Annotated in this window: 18 protein-coding genes; 8 read left to right on the forward strand and 10 right to left on the reverse strand. The window is 40.5% G+C overall.

What is annotated here, in order from left to right; genetic code table 11:
- The first annotated feature begins 117 nt into the window (after positions 1 to 117).
- Together H6G08_RS09610 and dxr are read left to right on the forward strand one after the other, a co-directional pair.
- Positions 118 to 1,608, forward strand: coding sequence for a glycosyltransferase family protein (locus H6G08_RS09610; protein WP_190540946.1), 1,491 nt, complete (start codon positions 118 to 120; stop codon positions 1,606 to 1,608).
- Positions 1,609 to 1,777: 169 nt separating this feature from the next.
- Positions 1,778 to 2,974, forward strand: coding sequence for a 1-deoxy-D-xylulose-5-phosphate reductoisomerase (dxr, locus tag H6G08_RS09615; RefSeq protein WP_190540951.1), 1,197 nt, complete (start codon positions 1,778 to 1,780; stop codon positions 2,972 to 2,974).
- Positions 2,975 to 3,127: 153 nt separating this feature from the next.
- Here dxr and H6G08_RS09620 read toward each other — a convergent pair whose 3' ends face one another.
- Positions 3,128 to 4,687, reverse strand: coding sequence for a cation:proton antiporter (locus H6G08_RS09620; RefSeq protein ID WP_190540955.1), 1,560 nt, complete (start codon positions 4,685 to 4,687; stop codon positions 3,128 to 3,130).
- A 126-nt stretch (positions 4,688 to 4,813) separates the two neighbouring features.
- Between H6G08_RS09620 and H6G08_RS09625 the strand changes: the two genes are divergently transcribed.
- Positions 4,814 to 5,815 carry a TIGR00271 membrane domain-containing protein gene (locus H6G08_RS09625; protein WP_390625594.1) on the forward strand — a complete coding sequence of 334 codons (1,002 nt, stop codon included), beginning with the start codon at positions 4,814 to 4,816 and terminating at the stop codon, positions 5,813 to 5,815.
- A gap of 264 nt (positions 5,816 to 6,079) precedes the next feature.
- Here H6G08_RS09625 and H6G08_RS09630 read toward each other — a convergent pair whose 3' ends face one another.
- Both H6G08_RS09630 and infC read right to left on the reverse strand, forming a co-directional pair.
- Positions 6,080 to 9,091 carry an MFS transporter gene (locus H6G08_RS09630; RefSeq protein ID WP_190540961.1) on the reverse strand — a complete coding sequence of 1,004 codons (3,012 nt, stop codon included), beginning with the start codon at positions 9,089 to 9,091 and terminating at the stop codon, positions 6,080 to 6,082.
- 323 nt (positions 9,092 to 9,414) lie between these two features.
- A complete protein-coding gene (infC, locus tag H6G08_RS09635; protein ID WP_096645637.1) occupies positions 9,415 to 9,948 on the reverse strand; it encodes a translation initiation factor IF-3 in 534 nt (177 codons plus the stop codon).
- A gap of 629 nt (positions 9,949 to 10,577) precedes the next feature.
- Between infC and H6G08_RS09640 the strand changes: the two genes are divergently transcribed.
- A complete protein-coding gene (locus H6G08_RS09640; RefSeq protein ID WP_190540964.1) occupies positions 10,578 to 11,531 on the forward strand; it encodes an alpha/beta fold hydrolase in 954 nt (317 codons plus the stop codon).
- Between the two features lie 146 nt (positions 11,532 to 11,677).
- On the opposite strand, the gene H6G08_RS09645 is transcribed toward H6G08_RS09640, so the two are convergent.
- Positions 11,678 to 12,064, reverse strand: a complete 387-nt coding sequence (locus H6G08_RS09645; RefSeq protein ID WP_190540967.1) for a BON domain-containing protein — start codon at positions 12,062 to 12,064, stop codon at positions 11,678 to 11,680.
- Between the two features lie 276 nt (positions 12,065 to 12,340).
- Here H6G08_RS09645 and ilvN point away from each other — a divergent pair, with 276 nt between their 5' ends.
- Entirely contained in the window at positions 12,341 to 12,862 is a 522-nt protein-coding gene (ilvN, locus tag H6G08_RS09650; protein ID WP_096645640.1) for an acetolactate synthase small subunit, read from the forward strand.
- 236 nt (positions 12,863 to 13,098) lie between these two features.
- Here ilvN and H6G08_RS09655 read toward each other — a convergent pair whose 3' ends face one another.
- From H6G08_RS09655 to H6G08_RS09665, 3 genes are all read right to left on the reverse strand, one after another.
- A complete protein-coding gene (locus H6G08_RS09655) occupies positions 13,099 to 15,255 on the reverse strand; it encodes a pentapeptide repeat-containing protein (RefSeq protein WP_190540972.1) in 2,157 nt (718 codons plus the stop codon).
- 105 nt (positions 15,256 to 15,360) lie between these two features.
- A complete protein-coding gene (locus H6G08_RS09660) occupies positions 15,361 to 16,368 on the reverse strand; it encodes a zinc-dependent alcohol dehydrogenase family protein (protein ID WP_190540975.1) in 1,008 nt (335 codons plus the stop codon).
- A gap of 524 nt (positions 16,369 to 16,892) precedes the next feature.
- Positions 16,893 to 17,474: a hypothetical protein gene (locus H6G08_RS09665; RefSeq protein WP_190540978.1), complete on the reverse strand. Its 582-nt coding sequence runs from the start codon at positions 17,472 to 17,474 to the stop codon at positions 16,893 to 16,895.
- A gap of 829 nt (positions 17,475 to 18,303) precedes the next feature.
- Between H6G08_RS09665 and H6G08_RS37405 the strand changes: the two genes are divergently transcribed.
- Positions 18,304 to 19,191 (forward strand): WGxxGxxG-CTERM domain-containing protein, encoded by an 888-nt coding sequence (locus tag H6G08_RS37405; protein WP_190540981.1) that lies wholly within the window; start codon positions 18,304 to 18,306, stop codon positions 19,189 to 19,191.
- A gap of 367 nt (positions 19,192 to 19,558) precedes the next feature.
- Here the strand turns inward: H6G08_RS37405 and H6G08_RS09675 are convergent, their stop codons facing one another.
- The 3 genes from H6G08_RS09675 to H6G08_RS38090 form a co-directional block, all read right to left on the reverse strand.
- Positions 19,559 to 20,923 (reverse strand): pentapeptide repeat-containing protein, encoded by a 1,365-nt coding sequence (locus H6G08_RS09675; RefSeq protein WP_190540983.1) that lies wholly within the window; start codon positions 20,921 to 20,923, stop codon positions 19,559 to 19,561.
- 710 nt (positions 20,924 to 21,633) lie between these two features.
- Positions 21,634 to 23,103 (reverse strand): pentapeptide repeat-containing protein, encoded by a 1,470-nt coding sequence (locus H6G08_RS09680; protein WP_190540985.1) that lies wholly within the window; start codon positions 23,101 to 23,103, stop codon positions 21,634 to 21,636.
- 168 nt (positions 23,104 to 23,271) lie between these two features.
- A complete protein-coding gene (locus tag H6G08_RS38090; RefSeq protein WP_190540988.1) occupies positions 23,272 to 24,033 on the reverse strand; it encodes a pentapeptide repeat-containing protein in 762 nt (253 codons plus the stop codon).
- A 206-nt stretch (positions 24,034 to 24,239) separates the two neighbouring features.
- On the opposite strand from H6G08_RS38090, the gene H6G08_RS09690 reads away from it, so the two are divergent.
- Both H6G08_RS09690 and H6G08_RS09695 read left to right on the forward strand, forming a co-directional pair.
- Positions 24,240 to 25,412 carry a slr1591 family oxidoreductase gene (locus H6G08_RS09690; protein ID WP_190540992.1) on the forward strand — a complete coding sequence of 391 codons (1,173 nt, stop codon included), beginning with the start codon at positions 24,240 to 24,242 and terminating at the stop codon, positions 25,410 to 25,412.
- A 77-nt stretch (positions 25,413 to 25,489) separates the two neighbouring features.
- Positions 25,490 to 26,152 (forward strand): TVP38/TMEM64 family protein, encoded by a 663-nt coding sequence (locus H6G08_RS09695; RefSeq protein WP_190540995.1) that lies wholly within the window; start codon positions 25,490 to 25,492, stop codon positions 26,150 to 26,152.
- Position 26,153 lies beyond the last annotated feature (1 nt).

The following is a 26,153-nucleotide window of genomic DNA, read 5'->3' on the forward strand; positions in this document are numbered from 1 at the left end:
CACAATACCATAAACTAGACCATTAATTGAGATTAATCTAGAGCGATCGCCCAATTCATGATTTGGTCTCAATTCAGCGTGACGCAAGCAGGATAACATTTTTGTATACAGCAGCAAATGAATAGCAAATTGAAGTTAAACACGCTCTTATGTAGCATTCTGATTTTACTTGCCTTACTGCTGCGCGTTGGCTGCGCGTTGGCTTTTCCCAATATTTTTTGGGCGGATGAAATATTCCAGACTCAGGAACCCGCCCACCGCCTCGCTTTTGGTCATGGGATAATTACCTGGGAATTTAGAGATGGTATCAGATCGTGGATTTTTCCTGCCCTGTTAGCAGCGATTATGCGCCTGACTGCTTGGCTGGGAGATGGTTCTACAGGTTATGTGACTGGCGTAAATATTTTTTTGTCTCTGCTGTCTTTAACGACGATAGTTGTTGCTTTTCTTTGGGGATATCGCACAGGGGGTTTATTAACAGCTGTCATCACGGCGGGTATTTGCAGCGTTTGGTATGAATTTGTCTACTTTGCACCCAAGGCTTTTAATGAGGTAGTAGCCACTCATCTTTTTCTCCCAGGCGTTTACCTTGGCGTTCATGGAAAGTGGTTTCAGCCTCGAACTCGCCTATTTTTAGCAGGTTGTTTGTGTGGGTGCGCTTTAGGTTTACGAATTCAATTAATAACGGCTGTAGCTGTTGCATTGTTATATATTTGTTGGCACAAAGATTGGCAAGAAAGAACTATTACTATGATGGCTGGTATTATCGGCCCTTTACTGATTTTTGGGCTGGTTGATGCTTTTACTTGGTCTTACCCTTTTCAATCTTTTTGGAAACATTTTTGGATTAATATTATTGAAAACAGAAGTCATATTTATGGGGTTTCTCCTTGGTATGAATATTTCGTATTCATGTTGAAAAGCTGGTCTTTTTTTATTGTGCCGATCGCACTTTTAGCAATTATCGGTAGTTTTCAGAGTCCCATTTTGGCATGGTTAGCGATCGCAGTTATCTTAATTCACAGTCTCCCAGCACATAAAGAATACCGTTTTATTTATACCGCCTTGCCCTTAATCTTGATGTTAGCTGGCTTAGGAACCTCACAGGTAGTCAAATTCTGGCTGTTAAAATGGCGATCGCATCAGGCAAAATTCGTAGCAGTATCGTTATGCTTGATACTTTGGGCTTCTACTTCTGCGGTATTGGCTGGCAGATTTAACCTTTATACAGAATTAAGCTGGCAAATGCTGTGGAATAATCGGGGATGGACGCACTGGAATGCAGAATCTGGTAATTTGCAAGCTTTACAAAAATTAAGTCAGGAAAAAACAGTTTGTGGTGTCGGTCTTTGGGGTATTCATTGGGCATTATCTGGCGGCTATACTTACCTACATCAAGATGTGCCAATGTTTTTGATGGACAACAATAAGGAATTTGAGACGCAGAAACAAAACTTTAATTATCTGGTTGCTAACATCCCCATTCAGCAACCAGGCTATTCATCGCAGCATTGTTGGGGAAATACTTGTATTTATCAGCGAGAAGGTGATTGTCAGCCAGTCAGAAGCGATCGCATTAACCAAGTGATTCAACAAACTGGAGGATAGGGAATCAACCTAATCCTATTTGATATGGGAACAAAAAGGACAAGGGAGACAGGGAGGACAAGGGGGACAAGGAAGATAGAGAAATGCGATCGCTAGTTTCTCAAATTTGCTTTGTTGAAGGATACCTCAGCAATTTATAGTGAGAGTTGTCTATAAATATTAAACAATTGTGAAAGCGATTACTCTTGTTGGTTCCACCGGCTCTATTGGTACTCAGACTTTAGATATTGTCTCTCAGTACCCGGATCAATTTCGGATTGTTGGATTAGCAGCAGGAAGCAATGTAGAAATGTTAGCTGCTCAAATTCGGCAATTTAGACCGCAGATAGCAGCTATATGTGTAGAAGATAAATTGTCAGCGCTGCAAGAAGCAATCAAAGACCTCGATCCCCAACCAATTCTTCTGGCTGGTGAAGCGGGAGTGATTGAAGTTGCGCGTTATGGTGAAGCGGAAACTGTTGTTACTGGAATCGTTGGTTGTGCGGGATTACTCCCCACTATCGCTGCTATTGAAGCTGGTAAAGATATTGCTTTAGCAAATAAAGAAACTCTCATTGCTGGGGGGCCTGTAGTTTTACCTTTAGTAGAAAAACATGGCGTTAAATTATTACCAGCCGATTCCGAACATTCCGCAATTTTTCAATGTCTTCAAGGCGTTCCTAAAGGCGGATTAAGAAAGATTTTGTTAACTGCTTCTGGCGGTGCGTTTCGAGATTGGGAAGTAGAAAGATTAGCAGAAGTCACAGTTGCAGATGCGCTGAAACATCCTAATTGGTCAATGGGGCGTAAAATTACTGTAGATTCTGCAACTTTAATGAATAAGGGTTTGGAAGTAATTGAAGCGCATTTTCTCTTTGGTATGGATTATGACCAAATTGAGATTGTTATCCATCCCCAAAGCATTATTCATTCCTTAATTGAACTGCAAGATACTTCAGTTTTAGCCCAACTCGGCTGGCCGGATATGCGCTTACCTTTATTGTATGCTTTATCTTGGCCCGATCGCATTTACACCGACTGGGAACGCTTAGATTTAGTTAAAGCTGGTAATTTAACCTTCCGCGAACCAGACCATAAAAAGTATCCTTGTATGCAACTAGCTTATGCAGCCGGTCGCGCTGGCGGTTCCATGCCTGCTGTATTAAATGCTGCCAATGAGCAAGCAGTGGCTTTATTTTTAGAAGAAAAAATTCGCTTTTTAGATATACCCCGTTGTATTGAATGGGTGTGCGATCGCCATCAAAATGATAATTTACAAAATCCCTCTTTAGATGACATTTTGACAGCCGATAAATGGGCAAGACAAGAAGTTTTAACAGCAACTGAAAATCTCGCCAGTTCTGCCAAAGTAATTTCCTTGAGATAGATGAATAAACCCAACAAATATTGGCTTTTGTTGGGTTTTAATTTAAGGACAAGGAGGACAAGGGAAGGGGGACAATGGGGACAAGGAGGATAAGGGTTATCGCATCTCTAACAAATGACAAATGACAAATGACAAATGACCAATGACTATTAACTATTGACCTTTTTGCAAAACTTCCTGAAGCATCGGCGCAAGGTCTTTACTTAATCGACCAGATTTGACAAATTCTGCATATGTGTCTGCCTCAATCGCAAAAAGTTCTTCGCGGAACTGTTCTAATGTAAAGTCTTGCAGATTTGGATACTCTTTTTGTAACTTGTCTATTTCTATTTGTAAATTTCCAATTTCACCTTTAATTAGTGCCTCTTGATAACGGTAAAATTCGAGATTGATACCAGGACGGCTATCTGTATTTAAGTGTTGTAGCACTCGCTCTAAAGCTACATGACGAGCAGTCAATTCTAAATAGCGATCGCGTAAAGGAGCATCGCCTAAAAGATTCAACTTTTGCAGCAAAGGTTTAATCGTTAATCCTTGAACTAACAAAGTAAATAAAACCACACCAAATACTGTAGCAATGATTGTTTCCCGTTCTGGTAATATTGTCGGTACGCTTAACGCTAAGGCAATAGAAACCGAACCGCGCAATCCACCCCACCACAAAATAGTTTGGTCAGGTAAACAAATTTCTGAATTAGTTAACTTAGTACTTAAATTACTAAGTAGATAAATCGCAATGAAACGCATAAAAATCATCGCTGCCACTGTGATAGCAATGATATGTAAATTTTCTGCTAAACCTGTAAAGTGAATTTGGTCGCCAATCAACAAAAAGACGATTGAGTTGACAAAAAAAGCTAAAAATTCCCAAAATTCAGAAACTATAATGCGGGTGCGGGGATTCATCCCAATTCGAGAACCAAAGTTACCTAAAATCAAGCCTGTGGTAACAACTCCAATTACTCCCGAACCACCCAAATCTTCTGTAATTAAGTAAGTAGCGTAAGCGGAAACCAACGTCAGAGATTGTTCTACCATTGGTAAATCAAAGCGTTGGGTGAGGTAGGAAATGCCAAACCCAATTAAACCTCCTACCGCTACACCAATACCAACAACTGTAAATAATTGCAGCAAAATTGCCTGGAATCCTAATTGAGCATTTCCTAAAGGTAAGGCGACTAAAACACCAAAGGCAACTACTGCCATGCCATCATTAAATAAGCTTTCACCTTCCATCAAAGTCACAAGTCGGCTACTCACACCTAATTCTCGAAATAAAGCAGTTACAGAAACCGGATCGGTAGCTGATAAACTTGCGCCAATAAGCAAAGCCGTAGTTAATGATAGTCCAGCAAATTGATTTAGACCTATTGCTACCCCGACGATAGAAATAACTACTCCCAAAACTGCATATAAGCAAATTGGTAGGAAATCTCGCTTCAAGTCCAACCATTTTAAATTCCATGCGGCTTCAAATAACAAAGGTGGTAAAAAAATTAACAGAATTAATTCTGGAGATAGATTGACTAAGTGGATATCCACAAATGCCAAACCTAATCCAACAATTACGAGGAGTAAAGTATAAGGAATATGGCGAAACCAACTAAATATTTGTGGTAAGGTTGCTACCCCTAAAGAGACTGAAAGTACTAAGAGAAATTGCTTTATATTAGCCGCAATGACTTGTTCCGCAATTGCTGGTTCAAGCATCATAAAGAGAATCCTGGTAATGTCTTTTACTTACTCTGCATCTGACTATTTCTAGATGACATCAGCCAAATATGGGATTTTAAATAATCAATAGGTCAAAATTTAGTCAAAATTCACAAATCAAGGAGGATGGTCTTGGGTAATAACATTCGAGACCGCTTTAAAAATTTCCGTCGCCGAGGTTCTCAACCAGAGCAACTCCAACAAATACAAACAGATTTGCTGGCGGAATCGACCTTAGACCCATCCTATATAACTTTAATTGTGGGTTCCTGCGCGATCGCCACTTTTGGTTTATTGTCTAACAGTACTGCCGTAATTATCGGTGCCATGATTATTGCACCTCTGATGTTACCTATTCGGGGATTAGCCTTTGGTGCTTTGGAAGGTAATGTGATTCTCTTTCGCAAAGGTGTGATTGCTGTAGTAGTAGGAACATTTATAGCCGTAGTCATGGCTTATACGCTAGGTCTACTCGTTGCTATACCCAGCTACGGTAGTGAAGTGCTAGCCCGTTCCGAACCTACCCTATTAGATTTAGGTATTGCCGTCGTAGCTGGTGGTATTAGTGGCTACGCAAAAATTCAGCCAAAAATTTCTGGTAGTGTGGCAGGAACTGCGATCGCAGTAGCGCTCATGCCTCCCATCTGTGTGATTGGTTTAGGCTTGGCACAAGGAAACTGGTCATTAAGTATCGGGGCGACTCTGCTTTATTTAACTAACTTACTCGGCATTACCCTATCCTGTATGCTGACATTCTTAGTCGCAGGATACACATCTTTATCACGGGCACGCCGCCCCCTACTGTGGACATTAGCTTTAACTGCAGTTTTGCTCATTCCTTTAGGTGTCAGCTTTGCTCGACTGGTGCGACAAGGAGAATTAGAAATGAGCTTACGCCGAGCATTATTAAATCGAACCGTCACCTTTCAACGCTTACGCTTAATCAACAGTAATACCAACTGGCTAGCCAATCCGCCAGAAGTCCGTTTAATTGTCCGCGCCCAAGAACCAGTCACACCCCGACAAGTGCAGTTATTAGAAAATTTCATTGAGCGAGAAATGGGTCAGCCCTTCACCCTCATATTTGAAGTCGGTCAAGTAGAAGAAGTTCGCTCTAATAGTCAATAATCAATGGTCAGAGACGCGATTAATCGCGTTTGTACAATTTTTATTGGAAAAAGTTAGGTTTAAAACCTCGCCCCTAGTGGGCGAAAAAATCCTTGTTTCGCGCTTGTTGGTAGAAACCCCAACGCCAGTTCTCTCAAGTCGGGACACCCGCCCACGAGACTGGCTCCCCCTTGTGGGTGGCTGTCTTTAATTTTGAATTTTGAATTTTGAATTTTGAATTGATTCATTTGTTTGCTTTATTGCCCAATGCCCCATGCCCATTCTCTAAACTTCCTGCTCAATTCTGTAATTCTGCTGTTGATATTGTGCCATCAACTTTTTAACTTGAGCCGCCACAAGGGGGTGTTTATCTTTTTGCAGTTGAGGTAGGAGTTTGATGATAAAACGGTGTGATACTACACTCAGATATGCGATCGCGGCTTCTCTGACAAAACCTGTGGGATGGCGCAAAGCAATCATAATTTCTGGGATTGTCAAGCGAATTTGGCTGACTTTGGCAAAATGAAAACAGCAAGCTAAACACCAATCAGAGAGAAAATTCGAGATCATCAATAACTGTCGCAGGCGATCGCTAATTGATAATTGTTGATATTCAACTAATCCTGAGGCTGTCAACAGATAAAGTTTTTCTTCATAGGAGCGCCGATCTAAAATATTCAGCAACAAAGATTTACAGGAAAGATTCACCGTGTGATCGAGAATTTCCAAACCTCGCGCTAAGTCGATACTTGAATCAGAGCGAATATTAAAGGCTGCTGCTTGCATCTTGTCTGGAGAATACAATAACTTCAGTAACAGTAATAATCTTTCTTTTACATCTATTTCTAACTCTAGAAGTGCGCGTTGCAGTAACTCAAAAACTTCTTTTGCTTGCTGGTTAGTAATAGTTTGCAGTAATGTAAAGTCGATGTAAGCTGCATAAATACTGCCTAAAAATTTGAGTTCCTCCTTAATTAAATTTTCTACTCTACTTTCATAAAATTTATCCTCTAAGCTTTTAATTTCTGGTTGTTTATGTATTTTTAATAAGCTGCGCAGAATATGAATTCTGCTAGAACCCCAAGATTGTTCTAAGTTTTGCCATAAACAATCCACAGCTTCCGAAGTACCTATTTGGGCAATGGTACGCCAAGCATATACACGTACTAGTTCAGGTTTGTAAATATTGGTAGCTAGATCCAACAGCATTTCTATGGCTTCATTTTCTAGCTGTACTAAAGCACGCATTGCTGTGTTACGGGTGGATTTATAGTAAAGTGCCCCTAAGAGTGCCGAATAATATTCTTCTAACTTAGTAGCTGCGATCATGTCCAAGACAGCACAACGTACTCGTAAAGACTCATCTTGCAATAAATGGGGGATATGAACTCGTAAGGCTTGTAAATAAACGGCTTCTCTTAAAGCTTTAACTCCATTCACCCGTTCTCGTTCGTTTTTGTGAGTCAGCATTCGCCGCATAGCTTTAGTCGCCGCAACTTTTTGCATTGGCGTTCCTTGACGTAGGAGTAAGGCGGCTGCGGTGGCGCGGATCAGTGAATGTTGTCGGGGGTGGAGATACTCTTCTAATAAGCTTAAATTGGGATGTGGTTCGGCTAGCCAAACGTAGCGCAAAGCCAAAGCAAACACCTCTGGTGTCACATTATCTTCAGACTGTTCTAATAAAGGACGAACATAGGGTAAATAAATCGGTTGCGCCTCAGCCATGAGCATAACTTCTAAGCTTTGGCATTGTAAGTCCGGCGGTAATTTTACTAGTAAGGGTGCTAAAACTTCTACCGCACCATGCAAATCAATTTGGGCTAAAAGTTCAATACAAGAACGTTTATCTGCTAAACTCCCCTTTTCGCCTAAAGCCTTAACTACTCCTTGTTGAAATACTCGTAAACCCACATTTGCAGCACTGAGTTCGCCTCTGTCTGCACTGAACACGAGTAAGTCTACATAGCGCGATCGCAGTAACATCACTACTTTTAAACAAATCGCAGCTACGATTACTGTTTCCAGAATAAACACCCATTTTTTTAAATCTTCTGGGACATAGCGATCGCAAAAGATTAAAGTCACAAAAATTACTACTCCGGCAAAACCTGTAGCGATCGCTTCTGCCGTTCCCCCCGATAATATTTGTGTGCGATTGCGAATTCTTTCGGGAATTGGTTGGTAAAGTGCCGGGCCGCTACTCATAATAAAGGTGTAGCGCAAAAGTTCATCGCAGAATTTGAGAATTACTAACCCCCAGAAAAAGTTGGGTAATTCCACACCAGTAATCACATTGAAAAAGGTGATTCCGGCGGGAATTAAACAACCTACAGTAATTGGTAACAGTGCGGCGGCAAAAAATACACCTAAGCGTTCAATGAGGCGGCTAGAAATAAACCACTGTGTCATTAACTCACACAGTCCGACGATACCGCCAAATAATCCCAAAAAGCTAGCTAAGTCTTTTTCACCAAAATTAGATTTCAACTCGCGCAGATATTGAAAGTCTATCAGCAAGCCAATCACTTGCAAAAGACCAACAAAGCCAAATAGCAGCCAGATATAACGTCTGAGTGGTACTTCTAGACGGCGGTGTCTAGCGGTTGCTTCTTGAAAATTGAGCTTTTGTGGCGCATCGGGAAAGGCTTCGCGATAGTGATGACTGAGGTAAAAGAGAATGCCTGTACCAAAAATAATCAATACACAAGCAATAATAATGACTTTATTCAGCTTGGCGAATGCTAATAGCCAAGGTAAACTAAAGCCACTGATTACATCAGCTACTAATAAACCGCTACTCACCAGTGGATAGGTGCGCTTAATCTCACGAATATTAAATAATTGATTAGCTACGATTGAAGTATTCAGATCGTTGACTACATACAGTGCGTCTACCCACAGCCGCATTAAAAAGACAAGAATAATTGTCCAGTAAGAAATTTGTATTCCCGAATGCAAGAATACTAATATGAGTAATGGCGTCACCATACAAGGTGCGATCGCCACAATTACCCAGCGCAAGGGAAAAATCTTTTGTAACCCGGAGTATAAAAAAACCAATCCAAAACCCAGGGCGGCACTAGCCATATACACCAAAGGTAAAGGATTAGCACCATATTCATCTAAAAATAACGCTACTGTACTGTCTTCCGCCCATCGTAATCCTACAGATACGATTGTATAAAAAACAAACATTAGCCATGTCCGTTCAGTCTCCTCAGGCCGAAGATTCAACCAATGTAGCAGCCGAGACGGAATGCCTTTATTTGCAGTTAACCAGGTATGTTTTAGTTCCATTCAGCTTTTTTTCTGGTATTTGTACTGTGCATTGGGCATTGGGCATAAAAAGTCAAAAGTCAAAAGTCAAAAGTCAAAAATATTTCTGAATGCGTGAATTTTGAATTTTGAATTGATTTTGTCCCCCTTCCCTTGTCCCCTAGCCCCTAAATAAAAGGGATTGTCACAGAACTTACCTAGAAATGGCAAAAGTCCTGAACAACTGAGTATTATTTTTCCCTCTCAGCGTTCAGGACTATCATGTTTTCAGAAATTCCGCCGACTTGGATATCGGCTTTAAGTCTTCAATTAAGGTTTACAATTCTGGCAGCGAATAAGGAACATTACTTTTTCGGAGAAATCAGCATCATCATGTTCCTTCCTTCTTTTTTCGGTGCTTGTTGCACCTCGCCAAATGGCTCTAAATCAGTCGCCATTCGCTTGAGTAAATCTTCTGCTAAGTCACTGTGCTGAATTTCCCGACCCCGGAACATCACAGTAGCCTTAACTTTATCCCCATCCTTGAGAAAGCGTTCTGCTTGTTTGACGCGCACATTATAGTCGTGTTCTTCTATTTTGTAGCGCATCTTCACTTCCTTGACATCAGCTGTGTGCTGCTTCTTCCGGGCTTCCCGCGCCTTCTTCTCTTGTTCAAACTTGTATTTCCCGTAGTCCATAATCCGGCAAACTGGCGGATCGGCTTTATCACTTAGCAGCACTAAATCTAACTCTTTTTCTTCAGCTAGCTGAAGTGCTTCGTGCGGGGGCATAATTCCCAATTGAGCACCATCAGTGTCAATAACACGAATTTTCGGGAAGCGAATACGTTCGTTAATTTGGGGCAGATCGCGAGTTCGTTTTTTCTCAATCACAGGCATTATGATTCGTGGGAGCTCTTTGTTAAGAATTTGGCTTGGTTTTGATTGGCTGAGTTTTTGATTGATTTGCCTCAGGATAAAGTACTAAAATAGCTGAGGACTTAAAAATGAGCCTTACAGTTATAGCTTAACTAATCCATAAGGTGGTTGTGATTTAGTCTGTATTTGTCATTCTACTCAGTCTGAGAGAATTTCTCGAAAATTGTTAATCTAAATTACACAACCTAGACAAGCATTAAGTATTGTATCAATCAGTTAACAACTAATTGACATTTAGTTTTACAACTATATTTCCAGAATAGCAATATTACAGATAAAATACCTGGTTACCAATAAAATGTAATATTTTATACAAAAATTAACATTGGTCATTAGTCATTGGTCATTGGTCAATAGTCAATAGTCAATAGTCATTGGTTATTAGTCTCCCTTCCCTTGTCCTCCTTGTCCCTCTTCCCTTATCCATCTGCGTAGGTTGGGTTGAGGCTCTGCGAAACCCAACATTTCCAGGGGTTTGTTGGGTTTACACAAGGTAAGCCCAACCTTATATCTTAGAAGAAGTGGTAGACCGTATTGGCTTTTAAGATGGAAAGGAAGAGGATTTCCAAATTCAAAAACGGGAGGCAGGTGTGACAGTTGGGATAAACTGGCAACAGAGGGTTGGTAATCAGAGAGACTGGATTTGGCGAGGTTGGCAAACCCGCTATACTTATATCCGCTCTGCCCAAAATCAACAAAAGACTGTACCTTTAATTTTGTTGCATGGCTTTGGTGCTTCTATTGGTCATTGGCGACACAATTTAGAAGTATTGGCAGAACACCACACAGTCTATGCTCTAGATATGCTGGGTTTTGGTGCGTCAGAAAAAGCCGCAGCGAACTACAGCGTAGAATTGTGGGTAGAACAGGTATATGACTTTTGGAAAGCTTTTATTCGTCAACCAGTCATATTAATTGGTAATTCTAATGGTTCGCTCATATCTTTAGCTGCTGCCGCCACTCATCCGGATATGGTGCAAGGTATAGTTATGATGAGCTTGCCTGACCCTACATTAGAGCAAGAAGCAATTCCGGCTGCAATGCGACCGATTTTAATGCCAATTATCACCACCATTAAAAAGATCGTCGCTTCCCCAATGGTGCTAAAACCTGTGTTTAATTTTGTGCGTCAACCCAGTGTATTACGCCGTTGGGCTAGTCTTGCCTATGCTAATCCAGAAGCGATTACCGATGAATTAATAGATATTTTAGCCGGGCCGCCACAAGATAGAGGTTCTGCTCGTGCTTTTAGCGCCTTATTTAGAGCGGCTATGGGTGTGAACTTTAGCCCTAGTGTCAAGACTATGTTGCCAAATTTAACAATTCCCATGCTTTTGATTTGGGGACAAAAAGACCGATTTGTGCCGCCAATACTTGCTAATCAATTTGCGCAATACAATGAGAAATTGCAAGTACTCAACTTAGAAAATGTGGGTCATTGCCCCCATGATGAAAGTCCAGAGGAAGTAAACCAGGCTATTTTAAATTGGATTAATCAATGTCTTGAAGCTAGTGAAAAGCTTGTGACTTTGCCTAATCAGTAATTCTGCTTTAGTTAGAACTTGAGTTTTGATATCAAGCCCATAGTACAACAAGGCCTAAATAAAGCTACCATTTGAAACAGTCACAAGCCTTGATTTATTAAGCTTTTGACTTTTGACTTTTGACTTTTGACTTCCCCATAGCGGTACTAGCCTATGGTTACTTGGTTGGTTTCCACACCTGTAGCACCATTAACTGAACGGGCGACAGAAACCATGCGAGTGAGAATTTCTTGGCTAGGTACTTTACCTTTGAGTACTACAGTTCCTCCTGTTTGAGCAACCCACAGGGTATTAATATCATCCAGTTGAGCATCTTGATCAAAAGCTAGCGCTACTCGCTTGGCTAAACCACTTTGATCGTATTCTCCGTTTAATCCTAAACGTTCTGGGGGAATAGATTGGGTAGTAGTAGAACCAGCAGTAGTTTCTGGTGCAAAGGTTGCATTAGAACCTTGTGGTACAGCTTGGGGAGTAGGGTTTACTTCTGCGTTTTGTGGTTTTTCTAATCCAAATAATCTTTTGAGCCAACCCATAAAATCTTGTCTCCTATCAGAATTGCTTACAATCTGAGGATAAAATTCTTAGCGACTGTTGACATCTGCCAGTAAAAAGATATGTATTGTTAGGAGTTTATGCTTGCAGGATGATTTGTGGGCAATTTAAACTCAAGCTAAAAGTTTAATCAGTGCTGTCTTAAGTTTAAAATTAGAGATCATATTTATTTAGAAATTTAGTAGGCAGTACTTGTAGGGCAAGCATTAGCTAATGTTTTTATTAGTCAAATGAAGCCTGAGCCTGTGTTGGCAAACATGAAACATACCCTTTCAGTTCTGGTAGAAGATGAGGCGGGTGTTCTGTCCCGCATTTCGAGTTTATTTGCCCGTCGCGGTTTTAATATAGAAAGCCTTGCTGTTGGCCCGGCTGAACAGGGAGGCGTTTCCCGAATCACGATGGTGGTACCTGGTGACGATCGCGTGATTGAACAGCTGACCAAACAATTATACAAGCTGGTCAATGTCCTGAAGGTGCAGGATATTACAGAAACTCCCTGCGTTGAACGAGAATTGATGCTTGTCAAGGTGAATGCTACTAGCAGCAACCGCTCAGAAGTGATCGAATTATCTCAGATTTTTCGGGCGCGAGTGGTAGATGTGGCGGAAGATTCGCTGACGCTGGAGGTAGTGGGCGATCCTGGGAAGTTGGTGGCGATTGTGCAGGTGCTACAGAAGTTTGGGCTGAGGGAAATAGCCCGCACTGGTAAAATTTCTCTAACCCGTGAATCGGGTGTGAATACTGAATTGCTGAAATCTTTGGAAGCAAAGGTGAGTTAGCATCATTAAACAGATTGGCGATAGACGCAATCTTGTCATGAGTTTGTAATATCTACGTCAAAACCATGTGTCATATTGAATTTGGTATTTGGTTACAAAATGCTTTGATTTCGGTTAGAGGTGGGTTTGCCTACCTTTAACTGAATTTTTTCTTTTTTAGGGTTTAGCCAAGCTTTATCAGTTATTTTCTGCCAAGAACCAGATTTATCCTGCTATTTTTGCCATGTGATACCATTTCACTTGAGATAAATCAGCAAGTTTAATCCGGGGATGGTACGGGAAAGCGTCCACAGTACTAAGGTGATATACAGTAAACCCAAGCTCCACTGATACCAACCAAGTGTAGCAATTATGCTCGGTAAATGCTCATCTCGCATCCGAATATCGTTAAAGCCTAACCGTACTAAGTTATTCAAGCTAAAGTCATAATAGTTCAGCCAGTTCCAGCGCCGATCCCATAAAAGATGCATATAGCGATCGCGGAATGTGGGATTTCGGGGAATGACAGGTAAGCGTCCAATTAGTAATCGTAGCTGGCGAAAGGTACCATCTTCTGTGAAGTAAGAAACCTCTAATAAGTCGTGATATCGCCCTTGTTGATACAGTCGCATTAGTAATATTACTGGTACGGGGACAATAATCGTTAACAGACATCCTAGAGTTAGCCAAGGTTGTTCTGCACTGCGAAAAATGGCTAATAAGCTGAAAAATTCTAAGCTGGTAAAACTTACTAATATAGAAATAGTTTCGTAATATGTAGGGATAATTGGTGTAGGACGCAGACGACGATAGCGATCCACAAGCCAAAATATTAAGCCAAAAAAGGCGATCGCAACACCACCAACGCCAAAAGCGAGCCAAATATTTGTACCATAGCCACTCAGTAGCAGTAGTAAAGTTAACGCTAACCAACTCCAAGCTAGGAGTAACCAGCTACCTAATGATAGAGGTTCGCTGACAATCAAGCGATCGCGTACTTGGTTATAGGTATCTAAATCAATGTCTCCTAAAGTCAGTAATTCACTGCTGTTACGAAATAATTTAACTTGACGGCGTTGAGCGATCGCTTCTGCTTGCTTGGCAGTAAAACCTAATCGCTTTAAACTAGCTAAAGGAGCCTTATTAATATTTGTAGACAGCAAACGATGGCTTAACTCCCGCAGTCGCAATCGCTGTTTTGTATACTCCAGTTGATTAGCATCAGCAATTTGCTGTTGCTGACGGAAATTTTGTCCTAAATTACGTAATACATTCTGATTTCCTTGCAAAGTCGGGACGCAAAATCTCTTACCAATTTCACCAGAATTACCTAAAATCTTGGCTTGATTCGAGTTAAAACTCAAACCAGCCACAGTTAAAAAAGCATCTTGAGCAAAATTTGCATCGCTAAAATCTGCCAAGTTGAGAATACTAGCACCTTGCAAACTCACCGATTGATCGAATTGGGCTTCGCGAAAAATCACCGCTTGATCGAATGTCGCATCTGTTAATAAAAGAAACCCATCAAAATTTGCTTTAGTAAACTGTGCTTGTCCGAAAAAATGCACATCAGACAAATCCGTACTTCCCAACCATTGCACAGCATTAAATTTCGCCAATTGTTTAAAATTTGCCAGCTTAAAATTTGCAGCACCTAAAAATACACTATGTTGAAATTCAGCAGTTTCTTGAAATTGAACTTGCTTAAAACTAGCTTTATTAAAAAAAATACTTTCCTGAAAATTACTTAAATGTCGAAAAATCGCACCATTAAAGCTGACATCACGACTGAATCGAGTTTCATTCCAGTGTGTATGCTGAGTAAAAATTGCACCTTGAGCATCTACAGATTGTAAAAAGAAGATATTAGGAAACCAAACTTCACCATTAAACCGAGTTTGTATTAGCGTTAAAGAACCTCGAAATACTGTAATTTCACTAGCTGCTGCTTGCGTCTCTAAAAGCGAACGGCAATCTTTAGAATTAGGTAAACCAACAGCGAGAGATTGCAAACAAACTAGGCGTAAACTTTCCAATTGTTCTTTTTCAGTTGGGGTAAAAATTGGCGCTATCTCTTGAGCATAAAGGGGAGTCCTTAAACCTAAATCGCTCCCCAGAAAATCCCCCTGAATCAGAGAATAACTCAGATCTAAACCTAAAGAATTGGCACGGTTTTTTTGTAATTCTTTCCGCAGCAATTGGTAAAAATTATCACGGAAGCTGGCATTTTCTGGACGTAAATCAATCACCATCTGCCGTAAATCTACGGTTAAATTACCTTCGCGGAGTATTGGTGTCTTTAACCGTTCTTGTAATAACTCCATAGTTAAAGGTGTACGCTGAATTGAAGTTTGAACTGCAAAAGCTGGTAGAGGAAATAAAAATAGAATAATTAATAAAACGCAAAGAAACATAGGAAAAAGCGCAGAGGATCGCAGAGAAAATACTTTGCGTACCTTTGCGTATAACCTTTGCGTACCTTTGCGTTTCCCAAATAACTTACTCAAACTGTTTTTCAATCATTCATCGCCAATCAGCAGAACAATTTTACCTGTGATAGAACCACTTTCAAGTAATTGATGAGCTTTTGCTGCTTCTGCTAAAGGAAATTTGTGACTGACATGAATTTTTAGCTTACCTTCATCAATCCAAGTTGCGCATTGTTGGAGAATTTCGGCGTGATGCTGCAATCCTTCCACCATTCCTTGTAACATCGGTGTTAACATCAGTTCCAAACCGATGCGGAGGTTACGCATTCTCGCTGCTTTCCACACAGTATTGGCATCTGGTTCTAAGATTGTCACAATATCGCCATATACACGCACTGCGGGGAAGGTTTTGTGAAAGGTTTCGCCGCCAATAGTATCAAAGGCTAAGTCTACACCTTCGCCACCAGTCCAATCTAAAGCGGCTTGTACAAAGTCAGTTTGTTGATAAAATATTACTTCGTCAGCACCTAATTGTTTGACAAAGTTCGCTTTCTCTTGAGAACTGACAGTAGTGGCGACATTCGCACCTTTGAGTTTAGCTAATTGAATGGCGACATGGCCGACGCCACCAGCACCAGCGTGAATTAATACGTTTTCTTTGGGTTCTAAACGTCCCCTTTCATATAAAGCTTCCCAAGCGGTGATGAGTACTAAAGGTGCGGCTGCGGCTTCTGCAAAAGATACGGAAGCAGGTTTATGTGCTACAAATAGCTCATCAACAATAGTATATTCCGCATAATTACCTTGATGTCCGCCTAAACCGCCATAGCAAAAATAGACTGCATCGCCTGGGCGAAAGCGCTGTACCCCAGCACCAACGGCTTCTACAACACCTGCACCATCACATCCGAGAATGGCGGGCATTTGTTCGGGGTAGAATGTACCGCGTTGACGCAGTTTTGTATCGATAGGATTTATACCAGCTGCTACCAAGCGTATTAAAAGTTCAGTATCTCCGACAGGAACAGCAGGGTTTGTCACTTGTTGTATTTGCAGCACGTCAGGGCTTCCGGCTGCTGTCATTAAGACTGCTTTCATCAGAAAAATGGGTAGAAACCCCGTCCTATAAGGACGGCTTTACAAGCCCCTTACGGGGACTGGTTTTTAAATGGCGATAAGCCCAGGAAACCAGCAAAACCCGTTTAAGTCCCTTCCCGCAACACAGATAAGATGTCCTGTCTAACAGCACCTAACCAATTAGGCTTGCAGATAGTCCAGACTAGGGAAGTATCTGGAAGTGCGTACCAACCTGTGTCTCAATGCGGTATTCACCTCTTGCGTTGCCTAAATTGGTTTAGACAATCCTCACCCTTCAAGGGTGAGGTTGGTGAAGGCTGAAGCTAGATGCACAATCATTTGCCACTTTAGCTTATCAGCATGAAGGACGATCGCGCGTAAACACAAAGAGCGATCGCTTTAAGGACAATACGGTTCAGTTATGGATAAATGTAGGTTGGGTTGAACGAAGTGAAACCCAACAAAGCGCCGAAAATGTTGGGTTTCGTTCCTCAACCCAACCTACGCCAAATCAGTTTTTTGACGCTAACTGAACCGTATTGGCTTTAAGGATGGATCTGTGATTGAATTTGCTGTGTACTTTGCAATGGTGCATCTGGATTGCGGGTAAGTGCAGTGACTGTAACGCCTAACGCAGACAGCGCCACAATACAAAACCCAGCTAGCCATCTCACTTGCTGACGTAAATAGTTGATTTCTCGGTTCATGCGCTCTACTTCTAGCTGAGAATATGGGTTAGCTGGTGAAGTTTCTACAGCGATTTCTTGCGGTAAATTTGTGGGATCTTCAAAAGCAATTTTTGTTTCTAGCCAGTCAGTAATTAACTGCGGACAATTTTTTTGGAACCAATGCCATGCAATTACTCTGAATACAGGTTTAGACACTCTGGCAATTAATTTGATTGTCCGGTTTAAAGGACGAAAGCGCAACCTGCGGTTAATTAAGTTAACTGAGCCAATATCATATAAACAATCAATAATCAGCTTAATAGTTGCTTCTTCACTATTAGCTAAATTTTGTAATAAAAGGTTAACATCTTGCATTCTTTGAGCAGCAAGACGCTGATGGGCTAAGTTCTCTGGAGATATAACAGTTTGAGGTAGATGATTGCTAGGAACTATGGTCATACTGGTATATGAAAATTCTCAAATCTTAAAGGTGAGTGTTTTAAAAGAGCAATTTTAACCGCAATAACTAAAAATATATAACTTAATTTCTGTTTTCTATATCTGTAATAAGATGTAATTTAATAAGTTTTTAAATTATTTGGAATAAGATAAATTCATATATTGGGAAAACCTTTATTAGAGATTGATTTACAGCTTAATTTTATTTATAACAATCAAAACTAACAACAACAAATTTCATCAATGGCAATTAATTACTTTATATATAAGTTTCAAGCAATGTAAACAGTTATATGAACAACTGTACTCCTATCACTGATAAATATTCAAGATGCGGCAGAAAAGATATATCTAACGGTAAGAAAATCTGGTATTGATGACAGGCTAATACTTTGGATAGAAAGAGTTTTAATCCTATGGTAGACGTTTATCAAAAAAGCAAAAGTTATTCTTAGTCAAAGTTACCTCGACGTATAGCAAACCGTCGTGGGGGTTTTTACGAGGGTAAAGAATTACTGTATCTATCTGTATCTATAAAGCTGATGCAATCAGCATTCGCCAAGCTCATACTCAAAACACAAATTTTTCAGAAGATGAAGATAATTATGAATCTAGCGAGAATCTTCATGTTGTTTAAATATGCCTGAAAACTGCTGAGGCTTTTTCTTAATCCCATATATTTCCATGTTTTTCGACTTTTGCCACAATCGGGCAAGGTATTAATGTGTGGTGCTTACCAAGACTGAGTTTAGTAACAGATTGAGTCGTTAACGGCGTTGTTGGCAATCTATTAACCACAAAAATCTAGAGCCTATAAGGAAAAATAATCATGAGGCCTTTGAATTTATCCAAATTTGTTTTGGCTGGTATCTTTGCTCTCAGTTTTGTTGCTGTACCCTTATCTATATCAGTTTCTGCTCAATCCGGTTCTTCTGGTGGTAGTGGTTCCTCTGGTGGCAGTACTGGTGGTACAGGCACTACGGGTACTAGTGGTACAGGCACTACTGGCACAGGCACTACTGGCACTGGTACAACTGGCACTGGTACTAGTGGCACAGGAACTACAGGTACAGGCACTACAGGCACTGGTGGTAGTGGTACAACAGGTACAGGCACTACAGGTACAGGCACTACTGGCACTGGTACAACTGGTACTGGTACTACAGGTACTGGTAGTAGTGGTACAACAGGTACAGGCACTACAGGTACAGGTACTACAGATTTCGGCGGAACTGGTACTACAGGTACAGGCAGTGGCGGTACAACTGGTACGGGCACTAGTGGCACAGGTTCTACAGGTATTGGCGGTAGTGGTAGCACAGGTACAGGTTCTACAGGTACTGGTGGTACTACGGGTACAGGTTCTACAGGTACAGGTACTACAGATTTTGGTGGTACAGGCACAGGTACTACAGGTACAGGTACTACAGATTTTGGTGGTACAGGCACAGGTACTAGTGGTACAGGCACTACAGGTACTGACTCGACAGGTACGGGTACTAGTGGTACAGGCACTACAGGTACTGACTCGACAGGTACGACTACAGGTAACCCTTCGTTGCGAGGAACCAGTGATGTCAGAAGCGATCGCGGTAATGATTGGGGTTGGTTAGGATTGCTAGGTTTGGCAGGTTTAGCGGGTTTAGCGCGTAATCGCAAAACTCCTCGCGCTTATCAAGATCCTAATCAAGTCACGGGTTCAGGCACAAGATATTAAGTGTCATTAGTCATTAGTCATTAGTCATTAGTCATTTGTCATTTGTCATTGGTAATTCGTAAGGGGTTCAAGCCTATTTACGGGGAGCATCCCAATTTTGACGCAATACCCTAGAAGGGTATTGCTATACCAACAAAGCCTGCCTTCGCAGGCTATCAAACTTTTAGCCTGCGAAGGCAGGCTTCGTATTTCTAGCCCCACCCTTATAGGGTGAGGGCGTTTTTGCACATTTGGGATGCTCCCTATTTACGTAAAGTACATAGTTTGGTGCAATTACCGATTTACCTATCAAAATTAATCCCACGCCTTACCTGCAAGGTAAACGTGGGATTAATTGATGATGCAGCTAAAGAATTAGGCTTTTTGATTAAGTTTCAGTTTCAAAAAGCGAAATATCAGCTATATTAGGACACCAATTTTCAGGTATTGTTAGGTTTTCTGGTAAAAGAGTAGTGCGATCGCCAAAAGCTAACTCTAGCTGTTGTGATTCTAAATTTTCACATCTTGTCATATCTGCGCCAAAAACTCTCGCTTTCTGGAGAATAGCCTGATTTAAGTTCGTACCAGTGAGGATTGTTTGCTCTAGATTGGCTTCATAGAAATTGGCTTGTTCTAAGTTAGCCTCATAGAGGTTAGCTTGTTGTAGATTAGCTGTACTGAACAATACACCTTCTAAATTGGCACCAATCATTTTTGCGCCTTGCAAGTTACTCCCAATCAAATTTGCGCCAAAAAGGTTACTTCCTTCTAAATTTGCTCCTTCTAGGTTAGTATCGCAAAGAATAGCTGCTTCTAAATTAGCATTTTCAAGTATCGCATCTTGCAAGTCAGCATCATACAACATTGCGCCTTGCAAATCCGCTTCGCACATTACAGCCTTAGATAAATTCACTTTTCGCAAAACTGCTTCTTGTAAATTTGCTTCTGTGAGTGTTGCTTTTCTCAAGTTAGCTTCGTAAAGAACTGCTCCACAAAGATTGGCGTCTGCTAAGTTGGCGCTTGATAGATTGGCTCCAATCAAATTTACCCATTGTAAATTGGCTCCAATTAATATGGCTCCACCTAAGTTAGCGTCCATTAAATCAGCGCCACTGATATCAATATCGCGTAAATCTAATTTATGATTTGCCAAATCGTTTAATGTATTGCGTCTGCCAATGACAGTCAAGGCTGTTTGAATATCTGTAGGGATTTTTTTCGCTAAATTTTCTTCAATATCAGCATTTATCGGGGAATTTTCGCGGATAAAAGCAGCGAGGATTTCCATAATTGTCCAATGATATTTTGGACAATCTCTGGCAATTCTTTCTAAAACATAAATTGCAGCAAAACGTGTTTCTATTTGACTGCTACCTAAATGTGCGATCGCTTCTGAAAATCGTTTGGCAATTAATTCTTCTGGATTTACTGGTGGAGAAATTACCTGGCTGTTGATGATTTGCTTACGCTCCATAATTTCGGAAAAGGTTTTTGATAATACAGTCTGACCGATTGCTAAAGAAAGTTTTGAGGTATAGTACGTATGAATGCTAAGTACTATGCCCCAAGCCACCAGAGAAATTAAAGTGATTATTTGCAGAAATATGGCAATTTCTTGAGTGATGGAAAATGCCGGAAAAATCGCCAAAGCGCTAATAATTAAAGATATGCCCAGAAATAATATAGCAGGAGTATATATATACCAAGTATTAAGTCTATCTATATTGAATAAAGACGTATCAGGAGTCTTCATTGCTGAATTTTTATGTAATTTGGCTTATCCATACTATTATTTGTTGATCCCTTTTAGTACAGTAAATACACTGACTTAATTAATCAATAAATTTGTTCGCCTAAAAATCTCTATGGATTTACTTAGCACCATAATAATTACTGTAATTAGGCGCAATCAAAAACCCTACAAATTTTCAGAAGCTATTATTGAGGGTTTGCCGATTCAGATTATTCATAAATCAATACGGTTCAGTTAAGAATAATTGTAGTAGCGTGACAAGGTTAAAAAGTTGGGTTCAAACAATCTAGAAAATCTACCAATAATAAATATAGTCTCTGATTATTCAACCCAACAAATTAAGCTTGCCGCGCTAGTAGGTTGGGTAGAGCGATAGCGAAACCCAACATTAAAGGGGCTTTGTTGGGTTTCGTTCCTCAACCCAACCTACATCTTTTCAGGTTTTTGATGCTAACTGAACCGTATTGATTCATAAATACCATATATGGGATAAAATTTGCATATCCTCTGTAGACTTAGTTGTGCGATCGCATTCATGAAATCTGTAAATTTAGCTCGTCATCAGGTCTACAGTTATGAATTATGCAACAATAAACTGCGAATTACAAAATCAGCATAAATTTTGCGATGCAGCAACAAGTGCGATCGCTAAAATAGCCAATAACAGCAAAAATATGCCAAAAACTTGGCATAAATTATTTATTTTGACTTTAACTAGATTGCCGCCAATGTGTAGGCGCTTCTACATCATCCGGTAGGCGAGTTGTGCGATCGCCTAAAGCTGTTGTAATTTGTTGTAATTCTAAATTCTTCACCCCTGTCAAAATCGCTCCGGCTAATTTGACATCACAAAAGTTTGTCTCGAAGAGGTTAGCACCCATCAAATTTGCGCCGTGGAGATTAGCTTCATAGAGAACGGCTTGAGAAAGGTTAGCGCCTATCAGGTTGGCTTGATGTAAGTCAGCCTCAGCCAAGCTAGCTTCGGAAAGGTTAGCAAAGTAAATTTCTGTTTGTTGCAGTTTTGCTGCATTTAAGTTAGCGCCTTGAAGATTGGCTCCATTTAAGTTAGCGCCTTGGAGGTTTGCGCCAATTAACCCTGTTAGCTGTAAGTTAGCTTTACCCAACTTTGCACCTTGCAAGTTAGCTAGAAATAACTTGGCGGCGGAGAGATTGGCAACTTTTAAGGTAGCTTGTTGTAAATTCGCTTTATACAGGTTGGCTCCTTGCAAGTTAGCTGCACGCAGACTTGCGCTTGTGAGGTTAGCACCCCGCAGGTTAGCACTAGACAAATTAGCGCGATTTAAGTTAGCCCAAGCCAGATTTGCTCCCCGTAAATTAGCTTTAAGTAAATTAGCTTCATACAAAATTGCGCCAAAAAGTTTAGCTCCAGCCATATCCGCACCAACTAAAACCGCACCGCGCAAATCTGCACCAGATAAGTCACACCCCCGTAAATCAAAATTTTCTAAGTTAGCTCCTTGTAAGTCGGCTTGTCTAATATCTGTATTGCGTAAGTTGATTTTTTGGTTTTCTCTATCTTCCAAATAATTACGCCTACCAATGACTGTCAAGGCTACTTGAATATCGGTGCGGATTTTGGGTAATTCGTATGGGGTATTTACTTCAATTTGTGGTGTGCGATGATTGTCTTTTTTGTACTTATCAAAATCTAGAGGTGCAACGTTTTCCTCACGCATGAGTTCGTGGTGATGGATAGGTGCATTTTCGCGCACAAAAGCAGTGAGAATTTCTATAATTGTCCAATGTTCTCTAGGAAATTCCTGGGCGACTCTTTCCAGAGCATAAATTGCTCCTGTACGGGTTTCACTTTTCTCATGCCCTAGCTGGGCAATAGCTGTCATAAAGCGTTCGGCTGTTAACCGCTCTTGGGAGAGTTTAGCATTTTGAATTGCTAGTTCGATGTTTTTTTCAGCCGCGATCGCACTTTTTTCTAAAGCTTGGGCACGCTTGGCTCCATAATATGCATTCACCAACAATGCCAAGCCTAAAAAAATCATTGCTAAGGTTCCTAAGGCTTGAATTCCATATTGTATTTGTTGTGGAATTGATAATTGCCGAATATTTGACAATGTAAAGAAAATCACAGTCAATAACAGCACAAATATCACTGCGATCGCTATCAACCAATTTAACAGTAAGCCTGTCTTGTTAGCAGACATTGCCCAAATATTCCTCGTTACTCAGGATTATTACTTATATTCGGAGGGTAAACAGTATAGCATATTGCAAGCCATTTGCATATATCCCCCAAGGTTGAGTTTTTTGCTTTCCATGTCATTAGTCAGTAGGGGCGGGGTTTCCCCGCCCTTGTGCGAGTTTCAATTTTACTATTTGCTTGAGATATCAACATCAGAAAATTTTGCCTCTCTCAAGTTAGCTCCATTGAGGATAGTATCTTTAAGAATTACCCCATCTAACTTTGCTAAATATAGGTTTGCTTGATTTAAATTGGCTCCAGAAAGGTTTGCGCCGGAGAGATTCGCCGCACTTAAAATTGCTTCTTTGAGGTTAGCACCAGCGAGATTTGCGCCGGAAAGATTCGCCGCAGTTAGAATGGCTCCATGCAAATTAGCACTACATAAATCTGCGCCAGAAAGATTAGTTTGATAAAGGTTTGTCATTTCAAAATTAGCTCCGGAGAGTTTAGCACCCCTAATATCTATGTGGCTTAAATCTAGTAGTTCAATTTCTCTATCTTGTTGAGTATTTCTGTTAGCTAGCACTGATAAAGCTGCTTGAATATCAGCACGAATTGTTGATAATGGGTTGTCTTGTATTTGGATATGAGTCTCTTGGGCGGCATTATTGCGAATAAAATTTGTTAGCGCTGCCATAATTTTTCTATGTAATTTTGGATCGGCTTGCGCCATTGTGGCTAAATCATCAAAGACAGCTAGATTAATTTCTCTATTTTGGCGTTCTAGTTGTTCAATTGCTTGGTTTAAACTTTGGATATAAGAATATTGATTAATATTTTCTAATTTATTTTTATTAGCAAATAGCGCTTGATAGATTTTGTCTAATAAAGATATATTTCTCTTATTATTGTTTCTTACCGTATTATAAGCATCTATAATTACTTTTAACATACATCTAGTTAATTTTAATAATTTAGATATTTGTCACCAAAAAAGTCATACACTTTATCTGTAAGTATATCACTAGGACATATAAGTAATCTTGCTAACTTAGATTTAGAAATAATCAGTAATATATATTAGCCAGAGAAATTAATTGTTTCAGGGATTTATCTATTCACAATAGATAATGTAACAGAATTAGGGAAAATCATCAGATGCCGCCAGAAAAATCAGCGAAATCGAAAAATTTGGTCTTAGTAGGAGGGGGCCATTCCCATGCAATTGTGCTGAGGATGTTAGGGATGAAACCTTTAGCTGGAGTGGGTTTAACTTTAATTAGTCCAAATTCAGATACTCCTTATTCGGGGATGCTTCCGGGACACATTGCTGGTTTTTACAACCATGATGAATGTCATATTGATTTACAACGATTAACTCAATTTGCACAAGCACAGTTTTATGTTGACCGAGCGATTAATCTAGATTTGCAAAATAAAAAAGTAATTTGTGCGAATCATCCTGCTGTAGATTTTGATGTACTGTCTGTTGATATTGGCAGTACTCCCGCAAAAATATCTGTATCCGATGCAGCAGAATGTGTTGTTCCCGCTAAACCTGTTTCCGAACTACTTAAACACTGGTATCAATTATTGAAAACTGTAGAAGCAAATCCGCAAAAACCGCTAAGAATAGCGATCGCAGGTGGTGGTGCAGGTGGTGTAGAATTGGCGCTGTCGATGGAAGCACAGTTAAAGCGCATTTTATCACCATCAGCGATGCTAGAGGTTCATTTATTCCAGCGCGATCGCCAATTAATGTCCAAGCATCATTATTCAGTCCAGCGTCTAGTACAGCAAATTCTCACCCAACGGGGTATAAAACTTTATTTAGGCGAAACTGTGACTCAAGTTACACCCCTTGCACAGACAGGAAATCAACAGACATTACAAGTTAAATGTGAGTCGGGATTAACCGTAGATTGTGACAAAATTTTTTGGGTAACCCAAGCTGCTGCACCTGATTGGTTAAAATCTACAGGACTAAGAACTGATGACCAAGGCTTTATTTTAGTAGGAGATACTTTACAATCTCTGTCTCACCCTGATGTGTTCGCGGCTGGTGATATTGCCACAATGATCGATCATCCCCGTCCTAAAGCTGGGGTATTTGCTGTCAGACAAGGTAAGCCTTTGTATGAGAATTTGCGACGGTATTTGTTAGGTAAACCTCTCAAAGCCTATGTACCGCAGAAACAATACCTAAGTTTAATTGGTACAGGAGATAAAAGTGCGATCGCCACAAGAGGTGCATTCACGTTACCACCCAATAAATTATTGTGGTATTGGAAAGATTGGCTAGATCGTCGTTTTATGGAACGCTTTAATTAAGAATTGGGGAACTCAAAACCCTGATGAATAAAAGGTAACTGAACTATGAAAGATAAATTATTAGGATTAATTGATTAATGTTTAATTTTAAAACTAGTTTTATCTTATTATTTATTATTTGTGTGGTAGCGACTGCACTCACAGCCTATTGTTTAGGGGGAATTAGTCCGGATTTAATTAAATCTTGGTTGAAAAACTCTGGTATTTGGGCACCTGTAACTTATGTAATTATCTATGTCGTCGCCACCATTTTAGTATTACCTTCCACCGCCCTGAATTTAACCGGGGGTGCGATTTTCGGCCCTTGGCTGGGGACATGTTGGACAAGTACAGGGGCAATTGTCGCCGCGATCGCTGCTTTTATTTTTGCCCGGACAATTGGATATAATGCGGTAGCCAAAAGACTAGCAGGGCGTTGGCAAGCGATTGACGCTGAAATTAGGCAAGGCGGAGTCTATTATATGTTTGCCATTCGTTTATTACCGATAATGCCCTACGGTTTGGTTAACTTCGCAGCTGGGTTATCATCAGTCAGCTTTAAAGATTACCTCATCGGCACTATTTTAGGGACTGTACCGTCAGTATTACCATTTGTTTTACTGGGTAGTTCTGGCTTAAAAGCAATCCGTACCGGCGAAGTTATGCCACTTGTGGGCGCTTTAGCCTTACTAGGAATGCTAGTGGCTGGCTCTACTTGGTATCGTCGTCGTCGCCGTTTTCCCTTTCATCGCAAACGTTAAG

Origin of the sequence: Calothrix anomala FACHB-343 (assembly GCF_014696435.1) — a bacterium.
Classification (GTDB): Bacteria; Cyanobacteriota; Cyanobacteriia; order Cyanobacteriales; family Nostocaceae; genus Aulosira; species Aulosira anomala_A.

Bases quoted from the DNA above. Each gene is read 5' to 3' on its own strand.
- H6G08_RS09610 (WP_190540946.1), top strand. From the start codon at position 118: ATGAATAGCAAATTGAAGTTAAACACGCTCTTATGTAGCATTCTGATT.
- H6G08_RS09620 (WP_190540955.1), bottom strand. From the start codon at position 4,687: ATGATGCTTGAACCAGCAATTGCGGAACAAGTCATTGCGGCTAATATA.
- H6G08_RS09625 (WP_390625594.1), top strand. From the start codon at position 4,814: ATGGTCTTGGGTAATAACATTCGAGACCGCTTTAAAAATTTCCGTCGC.
- H6G08_RS09630 (WP_190540961.1), bottom strand. From the start codon at position 9,091: ATGGAACTAAAACATACCTGGTTAACTGCAAATAAAGGCATTCCGTCT.
- infC (WP_096645637.1), bottom strand. From the start codon at position 9,948: ATGCCTGTGATTGAGAAAAAACGAACTCGCGATCTGCCCCAAATTAAC.
- H6G08_RS09645 (WP_190540967.1), bottom strand. From the start codon at position 12,064: ATGGGTTGGCTCAAAAGATTATTTGGATTAGAAAAACCACAAAACGCA.
- ilvN (WP_096645640.1), top strand. From the start codon at position 12,341: ATGAAACATACCCTTTCAGTTCTGGTAGAAGATGAGGCGGGTGTTCTG.
- H6G08_RS09655 (WP_190540972.1), bottom strand. From the start codon at position 15,255: ATGTTTCTTTGCGTTTTATTAATTATTCTATTTTTATTTCCTCTACCA.
- H6G08_RS09660 (WP_190540975.1), bottom strand. From the start codon at position 16,368: ATGAAAGCAGTCTTAATGACAGCAGCCGGAAGCCCTGACGTGCTGCAA.
- H6G08_RS09665 (WP_190540978.1), bottom strand. From the start codon at position 17,474: ATGACCATAGTTCCTAGCAATCATCTACCTCAAACTGTTATATCTCCA.
- H6G08_RS37405 (WP_190540981.1), top strand. From the start codon at position 18,304: ATGAGGCCTTTGAATTTATCCAAATTTGTTTTGGCTGGTATCTTTGCT.
- H6G08_RS09675 (WP_190540983.1), bottom strand. From the start codon at position 20,923: ATGAAGACTCCTGATACGTCTTTATTCAATATAGATAGACTTAATACT.
- H6G08_RS09680 (WP_190540985.1), bottom strand. From the start codon at position 23,103: ATGTCTGCTAACAAGACAGGCTTACTGTTAAATTGGTTGATAGCGATC.
- H6G08_RS38090 (WP_190540988.1), bottom strand. From the start codon at position 24,033: ATGTTAAAAGTAATTATAGATGCTTATAATACGGTAAGAAACAATAAT.
- H6G08_RS09690 (WP_190540992.1), top strand. From the start codon at position 24,240: ATGCCGCCAGAAAAATCAGCGAAATCGAAAAATTTGGTCTTAGTAGGA.
- H6G08_RS09695 (WP_190540995.1), top strand. From the start codon at position 25,490: ATGTTTAATTTTAAAACTAGTTTTATCTTATTATTTATTATTTGTGTG.